Annotated in this window: 13 protein-coding genes and 1 tRNA gene; 7 read left to right on the top strand and 7 right to left on the bottom strand. The window is 72.6% G+C overall.

The features are described from left to right. Window positions 1–26 precede the first annotated feature (26 nt). The 4 genes from IO29_RS16445 to IO29_RS16430 all read left to right on the top strand — a co-directional run bounded on the left by IO29_RS16445 (window position 27) and on the right by IO29_RS16430 (window position 2,983). Window positions 27–479, top strand: coding sequence for a MarR family winged helix-turn-helix transcriptional regulator (locus tag IO29_RS16445; RefSeq protein WP_030379599.1), 453 nt, complete (start codon window positions 27–29; stop codon window positions 477–479). Then, complete coding sequence (locus IO29_RS16440) at window positions 476–2,014, top strand: MFS transporter (RefSeq protein WP_030379598.1); 1,539 nt, start codon at window positions 476–478, stop codon at window positions 2,012–2,014. Before IO29_RS16445 ends, IO29_RS16440 begins: the two co-directional genes overlap by 4 nt. A gap of 86 nt (window positions 2,015–2,100) precedes the next feature. Further along, window positions 2,101–2,685, top strand: a complete 585-nt coding sequence (locus tag IO29_RS16435; RefSeq protein ID WP_030379597.1) for a hydrolase — start codon at window positions 2,101–2,103, stop codon at window positions 2,683–2,685. 67 nt (window positions 2,686–2,752) lie between these two features. Beyond that, window positions 2,753–2,983, top strand: coding sequence for a DUF2277 domain-containing protein (locus IO29_RS16430; RefSeq protein ID WP_030379596.1), 231 nt, complete (start codon window positions 2,753–2,755; stop codon window positions 2,981–2,983). A gap of 1 nt (window position 2,984) precedes the next feature. On the opposite strand, the gene IO29_RS16425 is transcribed toward IO29_RS16430, so the two are convergent. Beyond that, complete coding sequence (locus IO29_RS16425; RefSeq protein ID WP_030379595.1) at window positions 2,985–3,632, bottom strand: DedA family protein; 648 nt, start codon at window positions 3,630–3,632, stop codon at window positions 2,985–2,987. 266 nt (window positions 3,633–3,898) lie between these two features. Here IO29_RS16425 and IO29_RS16420 point away from each other — a divergent pair, with 266 nt between their 5' ends. Further along, window positions 3,899–4,390, top strand: a complete 492-nt coding sequence (locus tag IO29_RS16420; RefSeq protein WP_030379594.1) for a GNAT family N-acetyltransferase — start codon at window positions 3,899–3,901, stop codon at window positions 4,388–4,390. Window positions 4,391–4,453: 63 nt separating this feature from the next. Here the strand turns inward: IO29_RS16420 and IO29_RS16415 are convergent. After that, window positions 4,454–4,528: transfer RNA gene (locus IO29_RS16415), tRNA-Val, on the bottom strand. A gap of 182 nt (window positions 4,529–4,710) precedes the next feature. On the opposite strand from IO29_RS16415, the gene IO29_RS16410 reads away from it, so the two are divergent. Beyond that, on the top strand, window positions 4,711–5,481 hold the full coding sequence (locus tag IO29_RS16410) for a DUF4097 family beta strand repeat-containing protein (protein ID WP_030379593.1): 771 nt from the start codon (window positions 4,711–4,713) through the stop codon (window positions 5,479–5,481). 94 nt (window positions 5,482–5,575) lie between these two features. Continuing rightward, a complete protein-coding gene (locus IO29_RS16405; protein WP_030379592.1) occupies window positions 5,576–6,976 on the top strand; it encodes a coiled-coil domain-containing protein in 1,401 nt (466 codons plus the stop codon). Window positions 6,977–7,113: 137 nt separating this feature from the next. Here IO29_RS16405 and IO29_RS16400 read toward each other — a convergent pair whose 3' ends face one another. The 5 genes from IO29_RS16400 to IO29_RS16380 form a co-directional block, all read right to left on the bottom strand. After that, complete coding sequence (locus IO29_RS16400) at window positions 7,114–8,295, bottom strand: amidase domain-containing protein (protein ID WP_030379591.1); 1,182 nt, start codon at window positions 8,293–8,295, stop codon at window positions 7,114–7,116. Between the two features lie 197 nt (window positions 8,296–8,492). Further along, window positions 8,493–9,770, bottom strand: a complete 1,278-nt coding sequence (locus IO29_RS16395) for a polysaccharide deacetylase family protein (protein WP_030379590.1) — start codon at window positions 9,768–9,770, stop codon at window positions 8,493–8,495. Between the two features lie 48 nt (window positions 9,771–9,818). Next, window positions 9,819–12,038 (bottom strand): transglycosylase domain-containing protein, encoded by a 2,220-nt coding sequence (locus tag IO29_RS16390; protein ID WP_030379589.1) that lies wholly within the window; start codon window positions 12,036–12,038, stop codon window positions 9,819–9,821. A 715-nt stretch (window positions 12,039–12,753) separates the two neighbouring features. Then, a complete protein-coding gene (locus IO29_RS16385; RefSeq protein WP_030379588.1) occupies window positions 12,754–13,563 on the bottom strand; it encodes an HAD family hydrolase in 810 nt (269 codons plus the stop codon). Window positions 13,564–13,583: 20 nt separating this feature from the next. Beyond that, a partial coding sequence (locus IO29_RS16380) for a cysteine protease StiP domain-containing protein (RefSeq protein WP_234316389.1) occupies window positions 13,584–15,571 on the bottom strand: 1,988 nt, incomplete at its 5' end.

The following is a 15,571-nucleotide window of genomic DNA, read 5'->3' as shown; positions in this document are numbered from 1 at the left end:
CGACTGTCGAGCTCTACCGTGACCCCATGGAGCAGAAACCCGACGGCGTCTCCGACTCGGCGGCCCGCGCCGCCCGCGATCTCACCGTCGTCCTCAACCGGCTGCGCCGGCGCGTCCGTTCGGTCGCCGGGGACGAGGAGGACCTGACCCCGCCGCAGGTCTCCGCGCTCACCCTCGTCGGCAAGCACGGCGCGGCCACGGCCAGCGCCCTGGCGTCGGCCGAGGGCGTGCGCCCCCAGTCGATGGCGACCACGCTCGCCGCACTCGACCGGCTGGGGCTGATCCACCGCAACCCCGACCCCGACGACGGCCGCCGCCAGCTGGTCACGCTCACGGAGGCGGGCCGGGAGCGCATCGAGGGCAACCGGCAGGCCCGCCGCAGGTGGCTGGCGCGCACGCTGGAGGAGCAGTACAGCGAGGAGGAGCGGCAGACGATCCTCGACGCCCTCACCCTCCTGGAACGGCTCACCCAGTCGTGAGCCCCACCCTGGCCCGCGCACTGCGCACCCTCCGCCCGGGCGGCGGCACCGGCAAGGCCCCCCACGGCGACGCCGGCGCCGAAGGGGACCGCGGCATCGAAGGGGACCGCGGCACCGAAGGGGACCACGGCACCGACAACGGAAGCGCTCGCGCCACCGGCGGAACACGCCGGCGCACCGGCCCCGCCGCCTTCGACCGCCGTCTGATCGCCCCGATGCTCCTCGGCTCGATCTGCAACCCGATCAACTCCTCCATGATCGCGGTCGCCCTCGTGCCGATCGGCGCTGCCTTCGGCGCCCCTCCCTCGCGCACCACCTGGCTGGTCACCGGCCTCTACCTGGCCACCGCGCTGGGCCAGCCGGTGATCGGGCGGCTGGTCGACATGTACGGCCCCCGCCGCCTCTACCTCCTCGGCACCGGCACCGTCGGCGCCGCCGGACTGCTCGGCGCGCTCTCGCCGTCCCTCGGCGTGCTGATCGCCGCCCGCGTGCTGCTCGGCTTCGGCACCTCCGCCGCGTACCCGGCGTCCATGCAGCTCACCCGGCGGGAGGCCGAGCGCACCGGGAAGGACAGCCCGGCCGGGATACTGACCGCGCTCGCCGTCGCCAACCAGACCGTCTCCGTGGTCGGCCCGGCGCTCGGCGGGCTGCTCATCGGGCTCGGCGGCTGGCGGGCCGTCTTCACCGTCAACGTGCCACTGTCCGCGGCCTGTCTGGTGCTCGGCGCGCTGTATCTGCCGGCCACCGCGCCCGGCGAACGCTCCCGGCGCCCCGTCGACCTGCCCGGCATGCTGCTCTTCGCCGCGCTGCTGCTCTCCTTCATGCTGTTCCTGATGAGCCCGGGAGCGGCCCTGTGGTACCTGCCGGTGCTCGCCGCCGTCGCCGCCGCCGGCTTCGCGGTGCGGGAGCTGCGGGTGGCCGAGCCGTTCATAGACCTGCGGGTGCTCGGCGGCAACGTGCCGCTGCTCGCCACGTATCTGCGCCAGTTCCTCGGCTACCTCACCTCGTACGCCTTCCTGTACGGCTTCACGCAGTGGCTGGAGCAGGGCCGCGGGCTGAGCGCCTCCTCCGCCGGGCTCGTGCTGCTCCCCCTGTCGGGGACCGCGCTCGCCGTCTCCAGCCTCACCGGACGGCGCGAGGCGGTGCGGACCAAGTTGGTCGTCGGCGGGGCGGTGCAGGTCGTCGGCTGTGCCGTCCTGCTGCTGCTCGGCACCGGGAGCCCGGTGTGGCTGCTGCTGATCGCGGGCGCCGTGATGGGCGTGCCGCAGGGTCTGATTGGTCTGGCCAACCAGAACGCGCTCTACCGGCAGTCCGACGCCGCGCGGATCGCCTCCGCCGCCGGGCTGCTGCGCACCTTCATGTACCTCGGCGCGCTGGGCGCCTCCGCCGCCGACGCGGCGTTCTTCGCCCACGGCGCCGACACGGCGGGGCTGCACGGCCTCGCGCTGTTCATGCTCGCGGGGGCGGTCGCGCTCGTCGCGGTGTCCCTGCTGGACCGTTCCCTGCGGACGGTCACCCCCAAGAGCCGGAAGTGATCCGGCACGAGCCGGAAGTGATCCGGCGAAACGGCGGCCCCGCGGGGCCGTCACCGCACGAAACAACCAGGAAGGCCCCGTTCCCCATGGCGCTCACCGCCCTCGACCCCACCACCGCCCTCGTCGTCATCGACCTCCAGGCCGGCATCGTCGGCATGGACACCCAGCCCTACGCCGCCGCCGACGTCGTCTCCCGCTCGGCCGAGCTCGCCGACGCCTTCCGCGCCCGGAACCTGCCGGTCGTCCTGGTCCGCGTCTCCTTCGCGGCCGACGGCGCCGACGCCGTGCCCGGCCGCACGGAGGTCGGCGGCTCCGGCGGCACGCCCCCCGAGGGCTGGGACGTCCTCGTCGACGAGCTCTCCGGCCACGCCGGCGACATCCACATCACCAAGCGCAACTGGGGCGCCTTCCACGGCACCGGACTGGACGTCCAGCTGCGCCGCCGGGGCGTCACGCAGATCGTGCTGACCGGCATCGCGACCAGCATCGGCGTGGAGTCCACCGCCCGTGCCGCGCACGAGCACGGCTACCACGTCACCCTGGCCACCGACGCCATGGCCGACCGCAGTGCGGAGGCCCACCAGGGCAGCGTGGACCGGATCTTCCCCCGCCTCGGCGAGACGGGCACGACGGCGGAGATCCTGGACCTGCTGCGGAAGACGCACGCGTAACGGGCCCGGAGGGGCGGGGGCCGTCAACCGGCCCCCGCCCCTTCCCACCCGATGCCACACTGAACACATGTGCCGAAGCATCAAGACGCTCCGTCCGCCCGCGCTCCCCGAGCAGGCCACCGAGGAGGAGATCCGGGCGGCCGCGCTCCAGTACGTCCGCAAGGTGTCGGGCTTCCGCGCCCCCGCCGCGCACAACCGCGAGGTGTTCGACCGCGCGGTGGACGCGGTGGCGTCCGCGACGGCGGACCTGCTGTCCGGCCTGGAGGTACGGGGAACCGGCCGCGCCCAGGCCGGCTGAGCTACGCCGCGCTCTCCTCACCGGCCGCCGGACGGCGGCGGACGAGGAAGGCGGCGCCCGCGCCCGCGACGAACAGCGCGGCGAGGGAGACCCCGGTGGCGAGCCAGGTCGTACCGAGCCACTGCCCGCCGTAGTAGCCGAGGGCGACGCTGTAGGCGGCCCAGGCCACGCCCGCCAGCGCCGACCAGGGCAGGAACTCCCGCACCCGGCGCTGCGCGGCACCCGCGGCCAGCGAGACCACCGAGCGCCCGGCCGGCGCGAACCGGGCCAGCACCACCAGCGCGCCGCCGCCCCGCGAGAGGGCCGCGCCCAGACGTTCCTGCGCGCTGGTCAGCCGCCGGGAGCGGGCGATGGCCCGGTCCAGCCGTTCCCCGCCGCGCCGGCCGACGCGGTACGCGAACAGATCGCCCACGACCGAGGCCGTGGCCGCGCACAGGGCGAGCACGAGGATGTCGGGCACGTGATCGGCGACGGCGTCCCCCGCGGCCGCCGTGGCGTCGCCGGCGGTCCCCGCGGCGGCGGCCGTGGCGGCGGTGATCACCAGGACCCCGCTCGGCAGCAGCGGCACGAACACGTCGAGCAGCACGGACAAGGCCACGGCGGCATAGATCCACGGGCTGCCGACCAGCGGCCCCACACTCTCCAGCACCGAGACTCCCCGTCTACTCCCCCGTGGACACGACCAGCCGCTACGTCGCGGGGGAGCGGCAGGGCGGCCTGTGACAGCCATACAGCGTACGCGGCGGGAGTGACAGCAGGGTCACGGGGGGCACACGGCGCGAAAACGGGGCGCACGGGCGCGCTCCCCCTCCCCCGCACTCACCCCCAAAAGCCCCAACTCGCCCCATCGCGCTCCGCGTCGGCCCCCGGAGAAAACCCACGGTGCCCCCGCCCCCGTCCCGGTAAGGTCGAGCCGTGCCCGAGCTGGAACGGCTGCGCCCTCACCACGCCCCCGCGGTCCTGGCGTTCGAACTGGCTAACCGCGCCTACTTCGCCGCCTGGATCACCGACCGGGGTGACGAGTACTTCGAGCGGTTCGACGAGCGGTTCGCCGCGCTGCTGGCGGAGCAGGAGGCCGGGGTCTGCGCCTTCCACGTGCTCGTCGATGCGGACGGCTCGGTGCTGGGACGGTTCAATCTGGTCGACCTCGAGGACGGCTCCGCGGAGCTCGGCTACCGGGTCGCCGAGCACGCCGCCGGGCACGGCGTGGCGACGGCGACCGTCCGGGAACTGTGCCGGCTGGCGGCGTCGCGGTACGGGCTGCGCACCCTGCGGGCGGCCGCCGCCCACGCGAACCCCGCGTCCCGCAAGGTCCTCACCAAGGCCGGCTTCACCCTCACCGGCCCGGCCGCCCCCGCCGCCATCGGCGGCAAACCGGGCAGCTGGTTCCACCGCACCCTGCCCTGACAACACAGAAGCCCAGGCACCCGGTTGCACACCGGTCTGCCTGGGCCTTTTCCCGCCGGGAACTGGTGGGCGCGGACGGTTTCGAACCGCCGACATCTGCCTTGTAAGGGCAGCGCTCTACCACTGAGCTACGCGCCCGGGGTGAGTGGACAGCCTACCCTGCCGGGGGGCCGGGGCGGCAAACACCCGGGGCGGGGGGTTAACCCCACCCCGGGAGGGCGGTGGGCCGGATCGCGCGGGGGGCCGGGGGTTCGTACGGTCGTCGCACAGCGGAGATGAGCGGCCGCGCGGTGCGGGCGCCGGGATTCCGGGGGGTTGTGGTGGGCGTGACGGCGAATCGGCGGCGGGGGCTCGTGTGGACGGTCGTGCTGGGCGGGGTCGTGGTCGCCGCGGCCGGGTGCGGGGCCGACGCGGGGGACGACGCCTCGCCCGACCACCGCTCCTTCGCACTGCACGGGCGGACCCTGACCGTCGACTCGGACGACTCCACGCTGGTCCTCGTCCCCGGTGACGGCGACCGGGTCCGCGTCACCCGGTGGTTCAAGGGCAAGGTCGTACTGGGCGGCGACCCTGAGGTGTCCTGGAAGGTGGACGGCGACCGGCTGGTGCTGCGCACGCACTGCTCGGGCCTGGTCGCGGACTGCTCCGCCAAGCACCGCATCGAGGTGCCGCGCGGCATCTCGGTCAAGGTGACGGAGGACGACGGCGGCGTCACCGCGCGCGGCTTCCGCTCGGGGCTCGACATCCGCACCGCCGACGGGTCGGTGCGCGTCAGCGACGTCACCGGGCCGCTCTCCCTGCACTCCGACGACGGGTCGGTCCGCGCCACCGGCGTCGGCTCCCGCAGCGTGCGCGTCGGGACCCAGGACGGCTCCGTGCACCTCGCCCTGAACGCCGTCCCCGACCGGGTCGCGGCCGAGAGCCACGACGGCTCCCTGCACCTCACGCTGCCGCACGCCACCTACCGCGTCACGGCCAGGGCCACGGACGGCTCCGTCCATGTGTCCGTGCCCCGGGACGAGTCCAGCGCCCACGTGATCGGCGCCCGCACCGAGGACGGGTCGGTGACGGTGAGCCCCGCCCCGGAATAGGCGATCTTCCCGGCGAACCGGATGACCCGTGTGTTCGTCCTCAACCGGTGGGAGAATGAACACCGGGCAGCGGACGACAGTACGGGAGAGGGATGTGACGGCGACACCTCCAGAGCCGTACACACAGTCGAAGCACCACCGGCGAGCGTCCTCGTACGCGTCTGTCCCGCCGGTCCCCGCCGTCCGTGACGCGTTCGCCCTGCTCGCGCTGCCGTTGCTCGCCGCTCCCCTGCTGGCCGCCGCGTTCGCCGGGGGCGGGACCCGGCGGTGGTTCGGCGGGCGCTCGGAGGGCGCACGGGCCGAGGCGCAGGCCGCCAAGGACGCCGCCGCGGCCGCGTTCTACGAGCTGGACACGGCCCAGCGCGATCTGCGCATCTCCATCGAGACCATCGCCGCCGTCGACGACTCCCCCGCCGCCCGCCGCGCCCTCACCGACTTCGAGGCGTTCGGGCGCCGGATAGACGAGGTCAGCGGCCGCTACATCGCCGCCGTCGACGCCTGCGACCTGGACCGCGACGACCTGGACGCCTCCGCCGCCGCCCGCGCCCGCCGCGACCTCGCCGCCGCCAAGGACGAGCTGACGAAGGTCAAGCAGGAGCTGGATCGTTTCGCCCAGGGTCTGGGCCCGCTGCTCGGCAAGGCCGAGACGCAGCTCGCCCGGCTCGCCCCCGCCGTCGAGCGCGCCCGGCAGGCCCTGCGCGCCGCCGGACAGGCCCTGGACGCCGTACGGGGCACGGGGCTGAACGCCGACGACCTCGCCGCCCGGCTGGCCGCCCTCGGCCCCGAGCTGACGAAACTGAACGAGGGCGCCGGGCGGCACGGCGTCACGGCGACCCTGGAGCGGGCCGAGCGGGTCTCCCGGGAGGCCGGGGCGGTGCGGGCGGAGGCCGAACGGCTGCCGGAGCGGGCCGCCGAGATCGACCACCGGCTGGTGTCGCTGCGCACCCGCGCACAGGCGCTGACCACGCGCGCGGGCCAGGTGGAGCCGATCCTCAGCGAGTTGCGGCGGCGGTTCGTGGCGGCGTGCTGGCAGGACCTCCAGCCGGTGCCGGAGCTGGCCGCCGAGAACGTGCGGCAGGCCGAGCGGAAGCTGGCGGAGGCGCGGACGGCCCGCCAGGAGCAGCGCTGGGCGGACGCGACGGCGCGGCTGGCGACGGTGCGGGCGCTGCTGAACTCGACGGACGAGGCGGTGTCCGCGGCCGGGGACCGGCTGCGGCGGCTCAACGCCGTGCAGAAGGATCCGCAGGCGGAGATCGAGCGGACACGGTTCGCGGTGCGGGACGCGCAGCGGCTCGCGATGGCGGGGCGTTCGACGCCGGAGCCGCGGCACGCACGGCCGTTGGACGCCGCGGTGGAGCGGTTGGAGCGGGCGGTCGCCGGGTTGGAGGGGCGGCATCCGGACTACTGGCACTTCCTGGTGGAGACGGATGCGGTCCGGCATGCCGCGGCGGGGGTCGTCGCGGACATCAGGGGCGAGCGGGCCGGGGGGAGCTGACGCCCAGGAACTCGGGTGGGCGGGGTGGTGGAGCGGGTGCGGGTGCGTGGGTGGCCGCTCGCGCCCGCGCGGCGGAGCCGCACCTCGGTACAGCCCCGCGCCCCTGAGGAAAAGGGGCGCGGGGAGACCCGCTCACCTCACGTGCGGTACGCGTAGTACGCCGCCGTCGGGTACGACGCGATGATGCTCGCCACCGACCGGTTGTACGTGTTGGTCGAGTGGTACGTCAGATACGGCACGCCGTTGACACGGGACGTGACGATCATGGTGTGGTCCTTGGACCCGTCCTTGTTGAAGTCCATCTGCAACACGTCGCCGACGTCCAGCTGGTAGACGTTGGCGAGGCTCGTGACCCGCTTCGAGGACAGGGCGAACCAGGAGAACTCGTTGACGCCGACGAACGAGTCCGACTGGATGTCGGCGTTACCGAACCACTTGTGGAAGTCGTACGTGTAGCCGGGTACGTGCTTCCAGCCGCCGGCCTTCAGGGACTGGCTGACGAAGTTGGTGCAGTCACCGCCCGCGCCCGCCCCGTTGAAGTCGGGGTAGTCCGAGTTGTAGTTGCTCCAGTACTTCTTGGCGTAGTCCGCCATGGCCTTGTAGTCGTACGTGCCCGACGTCAGGTTCTTCGGGTTGGCCGCCGGGTTGCGCGTGATGGCAGCGCGGGTGGCCTCCGGCGGGTTGTCGTCGTCGGCGGTGTCCGGCGCGGCGACGGTCGGCGTCGTGGGCTGGTTGACGGCGACGCCGTCATCGGTGTCACGGACGCCGGTGAGCTGCCAGTTTCCGTCCCGGTCGGCGGTGAACGACAGCTTGTGGTGGGCCTGGAAGCCGGTGGTCTTCGGCTCCTTGCCCTTCGCCTCGCCGTACGTCAGCGTCGTGGTCTCGGTGACCTCGGCGGTGGCGTGCCGGCCGTCGACGTGGGTCTTGTTCAGCGTGACGCTGGTCTTGCCGCCGCTGTACTGCTCGCCGAGCGCGGCAAGGCGCTTCTTGCGGTCGCGCAGCTGGGAGACGGCGGTCTTCTCGTCGCGCGTCTGGGACTTGGACAGCCGGACGTCGCCGTGGAAGCGCTTGGACAGGGACTTGCGGCCCTTGTACTGCTGCTTGTCGCCGGCGACCAGCGCGTCCGTGCGGTCGGTGAAGACCGCGTCGGCCAGGCGCTGGAACGTCGCCTTGGTCTGGGTGTCCACGGTGGGGTCTTCGACCGTCGATGCGCCCGCGCTCCAGTTGGGCAGCATGGCCACGCCCGCGACGACCGAGGCGGCCGCCGCCGTGAATATGGTCGCGCGTCGCCGCTTGCGGCTCAATTTCCTTGACTTCACTGAGTTTCCCCTCTGCCCGGCACAGGGACGCCGGGGGCTGGAATGATGCCATGACCCTCGTATCGCCTGTGAAGGGGGATGCACAAGAGACGTCGGGAAACTTCACAGAACCGATCTGTTCCGGAGATGTCCGAAGCGGCAGAATGATCACGTGATCACCTGATCGCCCGTCACCATCCGCTACCCGCGGGCGGCCGTCACTGCACCACGGTCGACCAGTCCGGCGACTGCCCCGGGTCGAGACTGCGCAGCCGTTGCAGCGTGGCCGGCTTCTGCACGTCCATCCAGTCGGCGAGTTCCTTGAAGGACACGCACTTGACGCCCTTCTTGGTGCACACGCTCTTGATGACCTGGTCGATGGACTTCATGTAGATGCCGCCGTTCCAGTCCTCGAAGTGGTTGCCGATGAACAGCGGTGCCCGGCTGCCGTAGTAGACGCGGTTGAAGCCGGCCAGGTACGAGTCGACCGTCTGCTGCTGCCACTGCGGGAACTTGGCGGGGTCGCCCTGAGTCTCCCCGTCGGACTGGTTGTAGAGGAAGTTGAAGTCCATGGACAGGCCCTGGTACTTGCCGCTCTCGTACGGGAGCATCTGCAACGGGAAGTCCCAGATGCCGTTCTTCTTCACCGGCCATATCTGGAAGTCGCCCGGGGAGCTGGCATCGTAGCGCCAGCCGTAGTCCTTCATGGCCTTGAGCAGGTTGGGCTGGCCCTCCAGGCAGGGAGCACGGCCGCCGGTGACCTCCTTCCGGAAGTCGAAGGGCAGCGGATCGATGTCCTTGTAACCGGTGTTGGTCTTCCACTTCTCGACGAAGTCGTAGAACTGGTCGATCTCGCTCTTCCACTGCGCCACGCTCCAGTCGCCGCCGCCCTTGGTGCCGCAGAAGTGGCCGTTGAAGTGGGTGCCGATCTCGTTGCCCTCGTCGTACGCCTCGCGCAACTGCTCCAGGGTGGTGCGGATGTGCTCGTCGGTGGGGTAGCTGATCGCGGCGGAGCCCCGGTCGTGCATCGGCGGGTCGTAGAGGTCCTTCTTGTCCTTCGGCAGCAGGTAGATGCCGGTGAGGAAGAAGGTCATATGGGCGTCGTACTCCTTGGCCAGCTCCCGGTAGTGCGAGAACAGGTGGTCGCTGCCCTCCAGCGCGCCGTCCCAGGAGAAGACCACGAACTGCGGCGGCTTCTCCCCCTTCTTCAGCGGTACAACCTTCAACTGGTCCTGCTGCGGCCCGGTGTACGAGGTGGAGCCGTCCCCGAGCACCTTCGTCTTCCCGTCCCACTCGGGCTCCTTGGACGCCTTGGCGGAGGCCGCCCCGGTGCCCTCGCCGGTGGAGGCGGCCGGAGAGGCGTCGTCGGAGCGGCTGAGCGTCAGGAAGGCGACGGCCAGCGACGCCACGACGAGGAGGAACGCCATGACCAGGAACCCGGGGCGGGGGCCCCGGCGGGGACGGGCGCGGCGGCGGTGGCCGGAGGTCTGTTTCATTCGGGGCACCATCTGGGAGAGGGGGGTGGCGGGTTGACGTGGCGGCCGTCAGCCGAGCGGGGCCATGGCGCTCGACCAGATGCCGTAGGGGACGCTGTCGTCGGCGGTGCCGGCGAGTCCCTTCAACGGCAGTGGTTCGAGGCTCTTGGCCAGGTCCATGCGGTAGACGACCACGGCGGTCGAGACCTCCTTGTCCGTTCCGACGTACCAGGACGCGGTGTCGTCCTGGTGGGTGTCGGCCTTGCCGGACGCCTTGACCCAGACGGCGGAGGTGCCGGCCTTGCCGGACACCTTGGCCGAGGCGGCGGCCGCGGTGGGATGTGCGAGGTGGAACGCGTCGGTGAGCGCCTTGGTGACCTCGGTGGCCACATCGGCGCCGACCGCGCGGCGGACGTCCGGCTTGTCCATCGGCACCGTCGAGCCGTTGTGCGTGACGCGGCGCACCGAGTACGGCTCGGTGTGCCGGCCCCCGGCGTCGAACGTGGCGTAGGCGCTGGCCATCCGGATGGTGCTGGGCCGGGAGCTGCCCAGGGACAGATCGGGCACCTGCGCGCCCATGCTGGAGGAGAGCAGCCCGGCGGCCACGGCCGTGTCCCGCACCTTGTCCAGGCCGGTGTCCATGCCGAGCTGCATGAACGGGGTGTTCACGGAGTGGGCCAGCGCGTCGTGCAGGCTGATCCGCCCCCAGTCCTTCTTCCCGTCGTTGTGCGCGGCGACCTTCTTGCCGCTGCGGTCCCAGTAAGGCCCCTCGGGCGTGGTCACGGGCACGGCGTCGTCGCCGTCGTAGACCGACTCGGGGGTGACGGGGCTGCGCGGGGCGTCGCGCTTCTTGGTGATGCCGTGTTCGAGCCCGGCGGCGTAGACGAAGGGCAGGAAGGCGCTGCCGGCCGGGACGGTGGTCGCGTTGGACTCGTTGTAGCCCTGTTTACGGTGGTCGGGGCCGCCGTAGACGGCGATGATCCGTCCGTCGGAGGCGACCGAGGAGGCCCCGTAGTGAGCCGTCCTGGCGGCCTTCGGGTCGTCGTCCAGCGCCTTCTTGCGGGCCTTGGTGACGGTGTCGGTGAGCGCCTTCTCCCGCTTCTTGTCGAAGGTCGTGTAGATCTGGTAGCCGCCCAGGTCGAACTCCTTGTCCGTCAGGTGCGCGGACTTCTTGGCGTACTGGGCGGCCAGTTCGACGAGGTAGTCGCTCTGCTCGCCGGTGTCGTAGAGCGGGTTGCTCTTGAGCGGCTCGGGAAACGTCTTGTAGGTGGCGCGTTCGGCGGCGGACAGCTTGCCGATCTTGACCATGCGGTCGAGCGTCCAGCTCCACCGGTCCACGGCCCGCGCGTGGTTGGCCTGGCTCAGCGTCGGGTCGTACAGCCCCGCGCCCTTGAGCAGACAGGCGAGGAACGCGGCCTCGCTCACGTCGAGTTCGCTGACGTCCTTGCCGTAGTAGGCCTGGGCGGCGCGCTGGATGCCGTAGGTGCCGCGGCCGAACCAGCTGGTGTTGAGGTAGCCCTCGAGGATGTCGTCCTTGCTCATCTGGTTGTCGAGCTTGAGGGAGATCATCGCCTCGGTGAACTTGCGGCTGACCGTCTGATTCTGGTTCAGGTAGACGTTCTTGACGTACTGCTGGGTGATGGTGGAGCCGCCCTCGGTGTCCCCCTCGCCGAACGTGCGCCACACGGCACGGCTGATGCCCTTGAAGGAGATGCCGGGGTCGGAGTAGAAGGTCTCGTTCTCCGCGGCGAGCACCGCCCAGCGAACGTCGTGGGGGATGTCCTTCAGCGGCATCGCCTGCCGCTGCACCCAGCCGGTGCGGGCCATCGGGGTGCCGTCGGCCCAGAAGTAGACGTTGTCCTGCTGGGTGGCATAGGTGTTGAGGTTCTCCGGTATGTCCGTCGCCGCGTACGCGACGGCCAGGGTGCCGGTCCCCAGGCCGACGGCTATCAGCCAGGCGCCCAGCCACTGCCGCCAGGACGGCAGCCAGCGGCGCCAGTCGGTGCGGCCGGGGCGCGGGTAGACCGGCTTGAAGTGCCGGGCGTACGGGGCGAGTCGGGCACCGGCCGCGGTGAGCGGGGGACCCAGGCGTGCGGCGAGGGGCGCGAAGAGGCGGGCGACGACGGAGGGCGCCGTCGCAGCGGCCTTCGGCTTCGCCTTGCGGCGGGAGCGGCGTGGCGGGGCCGGCTCCCGCGGTTCGGCGCCGGGTCTGGCCGCCTCGGCCTCGGCGGCGCTGACGACGCGCAGGGCCATCGTCTCGTCGGGCGGCGGCGGGACGCGCAGCGCCATCGTCTCCTCCGGGGAGGGAGGACGGCGCAGGGCCATCGTCTCCTCCGGCGGCGGCGGGACACGCAGGGCCATGGTCTCGTCGGGGCGGCGGGAGTCGGTGGCGTCGTGGGAGGACTCCGGGTTCTCGGCGCCGGGGTCGCCGTCGGCGTGGTCGCCGGTCCGGGCGTTCTCGCGCGGCGCGGTGCGTTCCGGACGGCCCGGATGATCGAGGCGCTTCGGGTGCTTCGGGCGCTCCGGGTGTTCGGAGCGCTCCGGACCTTGCACACCTTCCGAGCGTTCCAAGTGTTCCGGACCTTCCGGCTGTTCGGAACCTTCCGACCGTTCGGGATGATCCGGCCGCACGGGTACGCCGGAGGGATCGGGTATGCCAGGGCGCTCGTCGCCCTCCCCGCTATCCATGGTCGGCTCCGGATTGGGGACGGCCCAGGGGCTGCTGGACATCGGTTCGATGCCGGGCATGGGTCACGACTGCGTCTCCCTCCGCACTCGGTGTTGCGCGCGCGGGTAGATGCAGCTGCCGCGTTCTGCGGCTGCGAGCCCCCCTCCCACGACATGCGGCTCATCGCGGCACGCATAAATTATCAGTGACCAGTGCGCACTCTTCGGTCAGCGGCGAATGAGAAATGGTCAAGAACGGGCGGTGTAGGGAGAGTACGCGGCGGGGGCGGGTTCGTGCGACAGGGTTGACCTGGGATTTTTCCCCGCCCCCGAGTTCTCAGGCGCGCGGGTCTTCTCCCACCGCGCGCAGGAACTCCCGCAGAATCCGCTCTCCCGCGGACACTCCCCGCTCCGGGAGCGCGGTGACCGTGCGGGCCGTCCAGCCGGCCTCCGCGAGTTCGCCGTGGCCCGGGCGCCACGCGACGTCCGCCGCGAGCAGCAGGTCCGCGTCGAGGAGCGAGTCGCCCGCCGCGAGCGTCCGCCCCGCCCCCGTCCGCCGCGCGACCTCCCGTACCGCCGCGCTCTTGGTGAGCGGCTTCGGCACGGCGTAGACCTTGCGGCCCTGCAACGACACCGTCCAGCCCCGCTCCTCCGCCCACACCGCGAGCTCCTTCACCCAGTCGCCGGGCAGGAGTTCGCGTTCGACGACCAGGTAGGCGAAGAGATCGTCGGCCGTCCGGTGCGTGCGCAGCCACGCCGGGTCCGCCGCGGCGGCCAGGTGCGCCTGCACCTCGGCCAGCGGCACGCACTCCTCGTCCAGCCGGGCCCGTACGGCCGCGTGCCACTCCGGGTCGGGCTCGCCGTCCACCAGCAGGTGCCCTCCGTTGGCGCACACGGCGTACCGCGGCGCCGGCCCCGGCAGGCTGACGCGCAGGTACTGCTCGCGTGTCCGGGTCGTCGTCGGGACGAAGACCGCCGCGCCGCCCAGCTCGGCGAGCAGCCCGGCCGCCGTCTCCGTGACGTACGACAGCGGACGGCCCTGGTAGACCTCCACGCACAGCAGCCGGGGCGCCCGGGCGTCGGGCATGGTGAGGCCGAGGGCGGCGGCGGAGTAGATGAGGGTGCGGTCGAGGTCGCTGGCGACCACGACAGGGGAAGCGGGCGTCGTCACCGCGCCACCGCCCTGCCGTCGGCGCCGGTCGCGCCCCGGGTGTAGCGGGGGTGGATCAACCCGACGCAGGAGTACGGCAGCTCGCCGACCTCCTCCACCGGCACCCCGCGCTGCGCGGCCAGCAGCCGTACGTGGTCCAGATCGGCACCGGCGCCGGCCCGCGCGAGGATCTTCCACGGCACCCGGCGCAGCAGTACCCGGGTGGTCTCGCCGACGCCGGGCTTGACGAGGTTGACGTCGTGGATGCCGTACTCCTCGCTGATGCGCTCCACGGCCGCCCAGCCCTCCCAGGTGGGCGTGCGGTCGGCGGCGAGGAGGTCCTTGGCGCGGGCGTCGGCGTCGTCGGCCACCTCGGCGAACCGGGCGGAGACGGCGTCGAGGAAGGCGGCGGAGAGGTCGGCGCCGGCGAGGTCGCGGTAGAACTTCGCGCCGTGGAAGTCGTCCGGGCCGACGAGGTCGGCGCGCAGCACCGTGCGCGAGATCAGCCCGGAGACGGTGGAGTTGAGGCAGGCGGAGGGGATGAGGAAGTCGTCCCGGGTGCCGTAGGTGCGTACGCAGGAGCCGGGGTCGGCCAGTACGGCGATCTCCGGGTCGAAGCCGGCGGCACCGCCCGCGGCCTCGAACTCGCGCACGGCGTCGGCCAGTTCGCGGGTGATGGCGCCCTTGCCGGTCCAGCCGTCGACGAAGACGACGTCGGCGGGGTCGTGGTGGGCGGCCAGCCAGCGCAGCGCGTTGGCGTCGATGCCGCGCCCGCGGACGATGGACACGGCGTAGTGCGGCAGGTCGAGACCGTGCCGGTACTGGGCCCACCGCCGCATCAGGATTCCGACGGGCGTCCCGGCGCGGGCGAGGGAGACGAGGACGGGCCGGGGGGACCGCTCGGCGAGCACCGTCTCCGTGACGACGCCGACGGCGCGGGCGATCCGCGCGGCGGAGGTCTCCAGCGCGGCGTGGAAGAGGGCCTGGTACTCCTCGCTCGGCTGGTACTCCACCGGCAGGGACTCGGCGTAGTGGGCGCCGCCGCTCTGGATGGCCTCCTCGCGCTCCTCGGTGGGCGCCTCCAGCGTCACCTCGGAGAGGTCCCGCAGCAGCCAGCCGACCTCGTCGGGCGCGTACGAGGAGAAGCCGGGACCGCGCAGCGGCTCGGACAGCATGGAAGGCCTTTCGACGACGGCGGGAGCGGGCAGCGGGGGCACGTACGAGGGAACGACCGCGAGCAGAACATACGGAATGTGCTCGGCGAGCCGCATGAGCAACCCGTCGGGCGCGTGCAGCGCGGGGGTGTCCCCGACGGAGTCGACGACGACGACAACGGCGTCGAACCCGGCCCCGGCCACGTTGTAGGCGTACCGCTCACCGGCCCCGTCGGCGGGATCGTCATGAGCGGGAAAGACGAGACGGCTGCGTATCGCGTACCCCGGATCATCGACGGCGAGCACGGGCGACCGCGTGGTGGTGGAGAACCGCACGTCGACATCGCCACCGAGCTCCCCCTCCAGCCCGAGCGCGAGCCGCAGCGGCGCGTACATCAACTCCTCGAACCCGAGCACGAGCACGCGCCGGGCCGCGCCGGGCAGAGCCTTGGCGACGCGCGCGACCATCCCGGGCAACGCGGCGTCGAGCCGCTCCCCGTCCCGTCCGGTGAACCCGTGCCGCCCCCCGTCGGGCACCCCCGAGGGCCACCCCAACACCACCCGACCGACGCGCCCGTCCCCGGTACCCTCACCGGACACCGGCGACACAACCCCGAGACCACCGCCGGGGGCGGAGCCCCTCGTGGCTTCGGGGGCGCAGGGGGTGGAGCCCCTGGCGGGCCCCTCCGGGGGTCCAGAGGGCAGAGCCCCCTCGGGACCGGGGACGCCAGCCCCCAAACCACCGTCGGGGGCAGAGCCCCTCACGTCTTCGGGGGCGCAGGGGGCAGAGCCCCCGCGAGGGCCCGGGGCACCGGCCCCGAGACCACCACCGGGGGCGGAACCCCCCACGC

The organism is Streptomyces sp. NRRL F-6676 (genome assembly GCF_000725625.1).
Taxonomy (GTDB): Bacteria; Actinomycetota; Actinomycetes; order Streptomycetales; family Streptomycetaceae; genus Streptomyces.
Note: the sequence above shows the minus strand (reverse complement) of the source record. Positions and strands in the feature narration are given on the sequence as shown.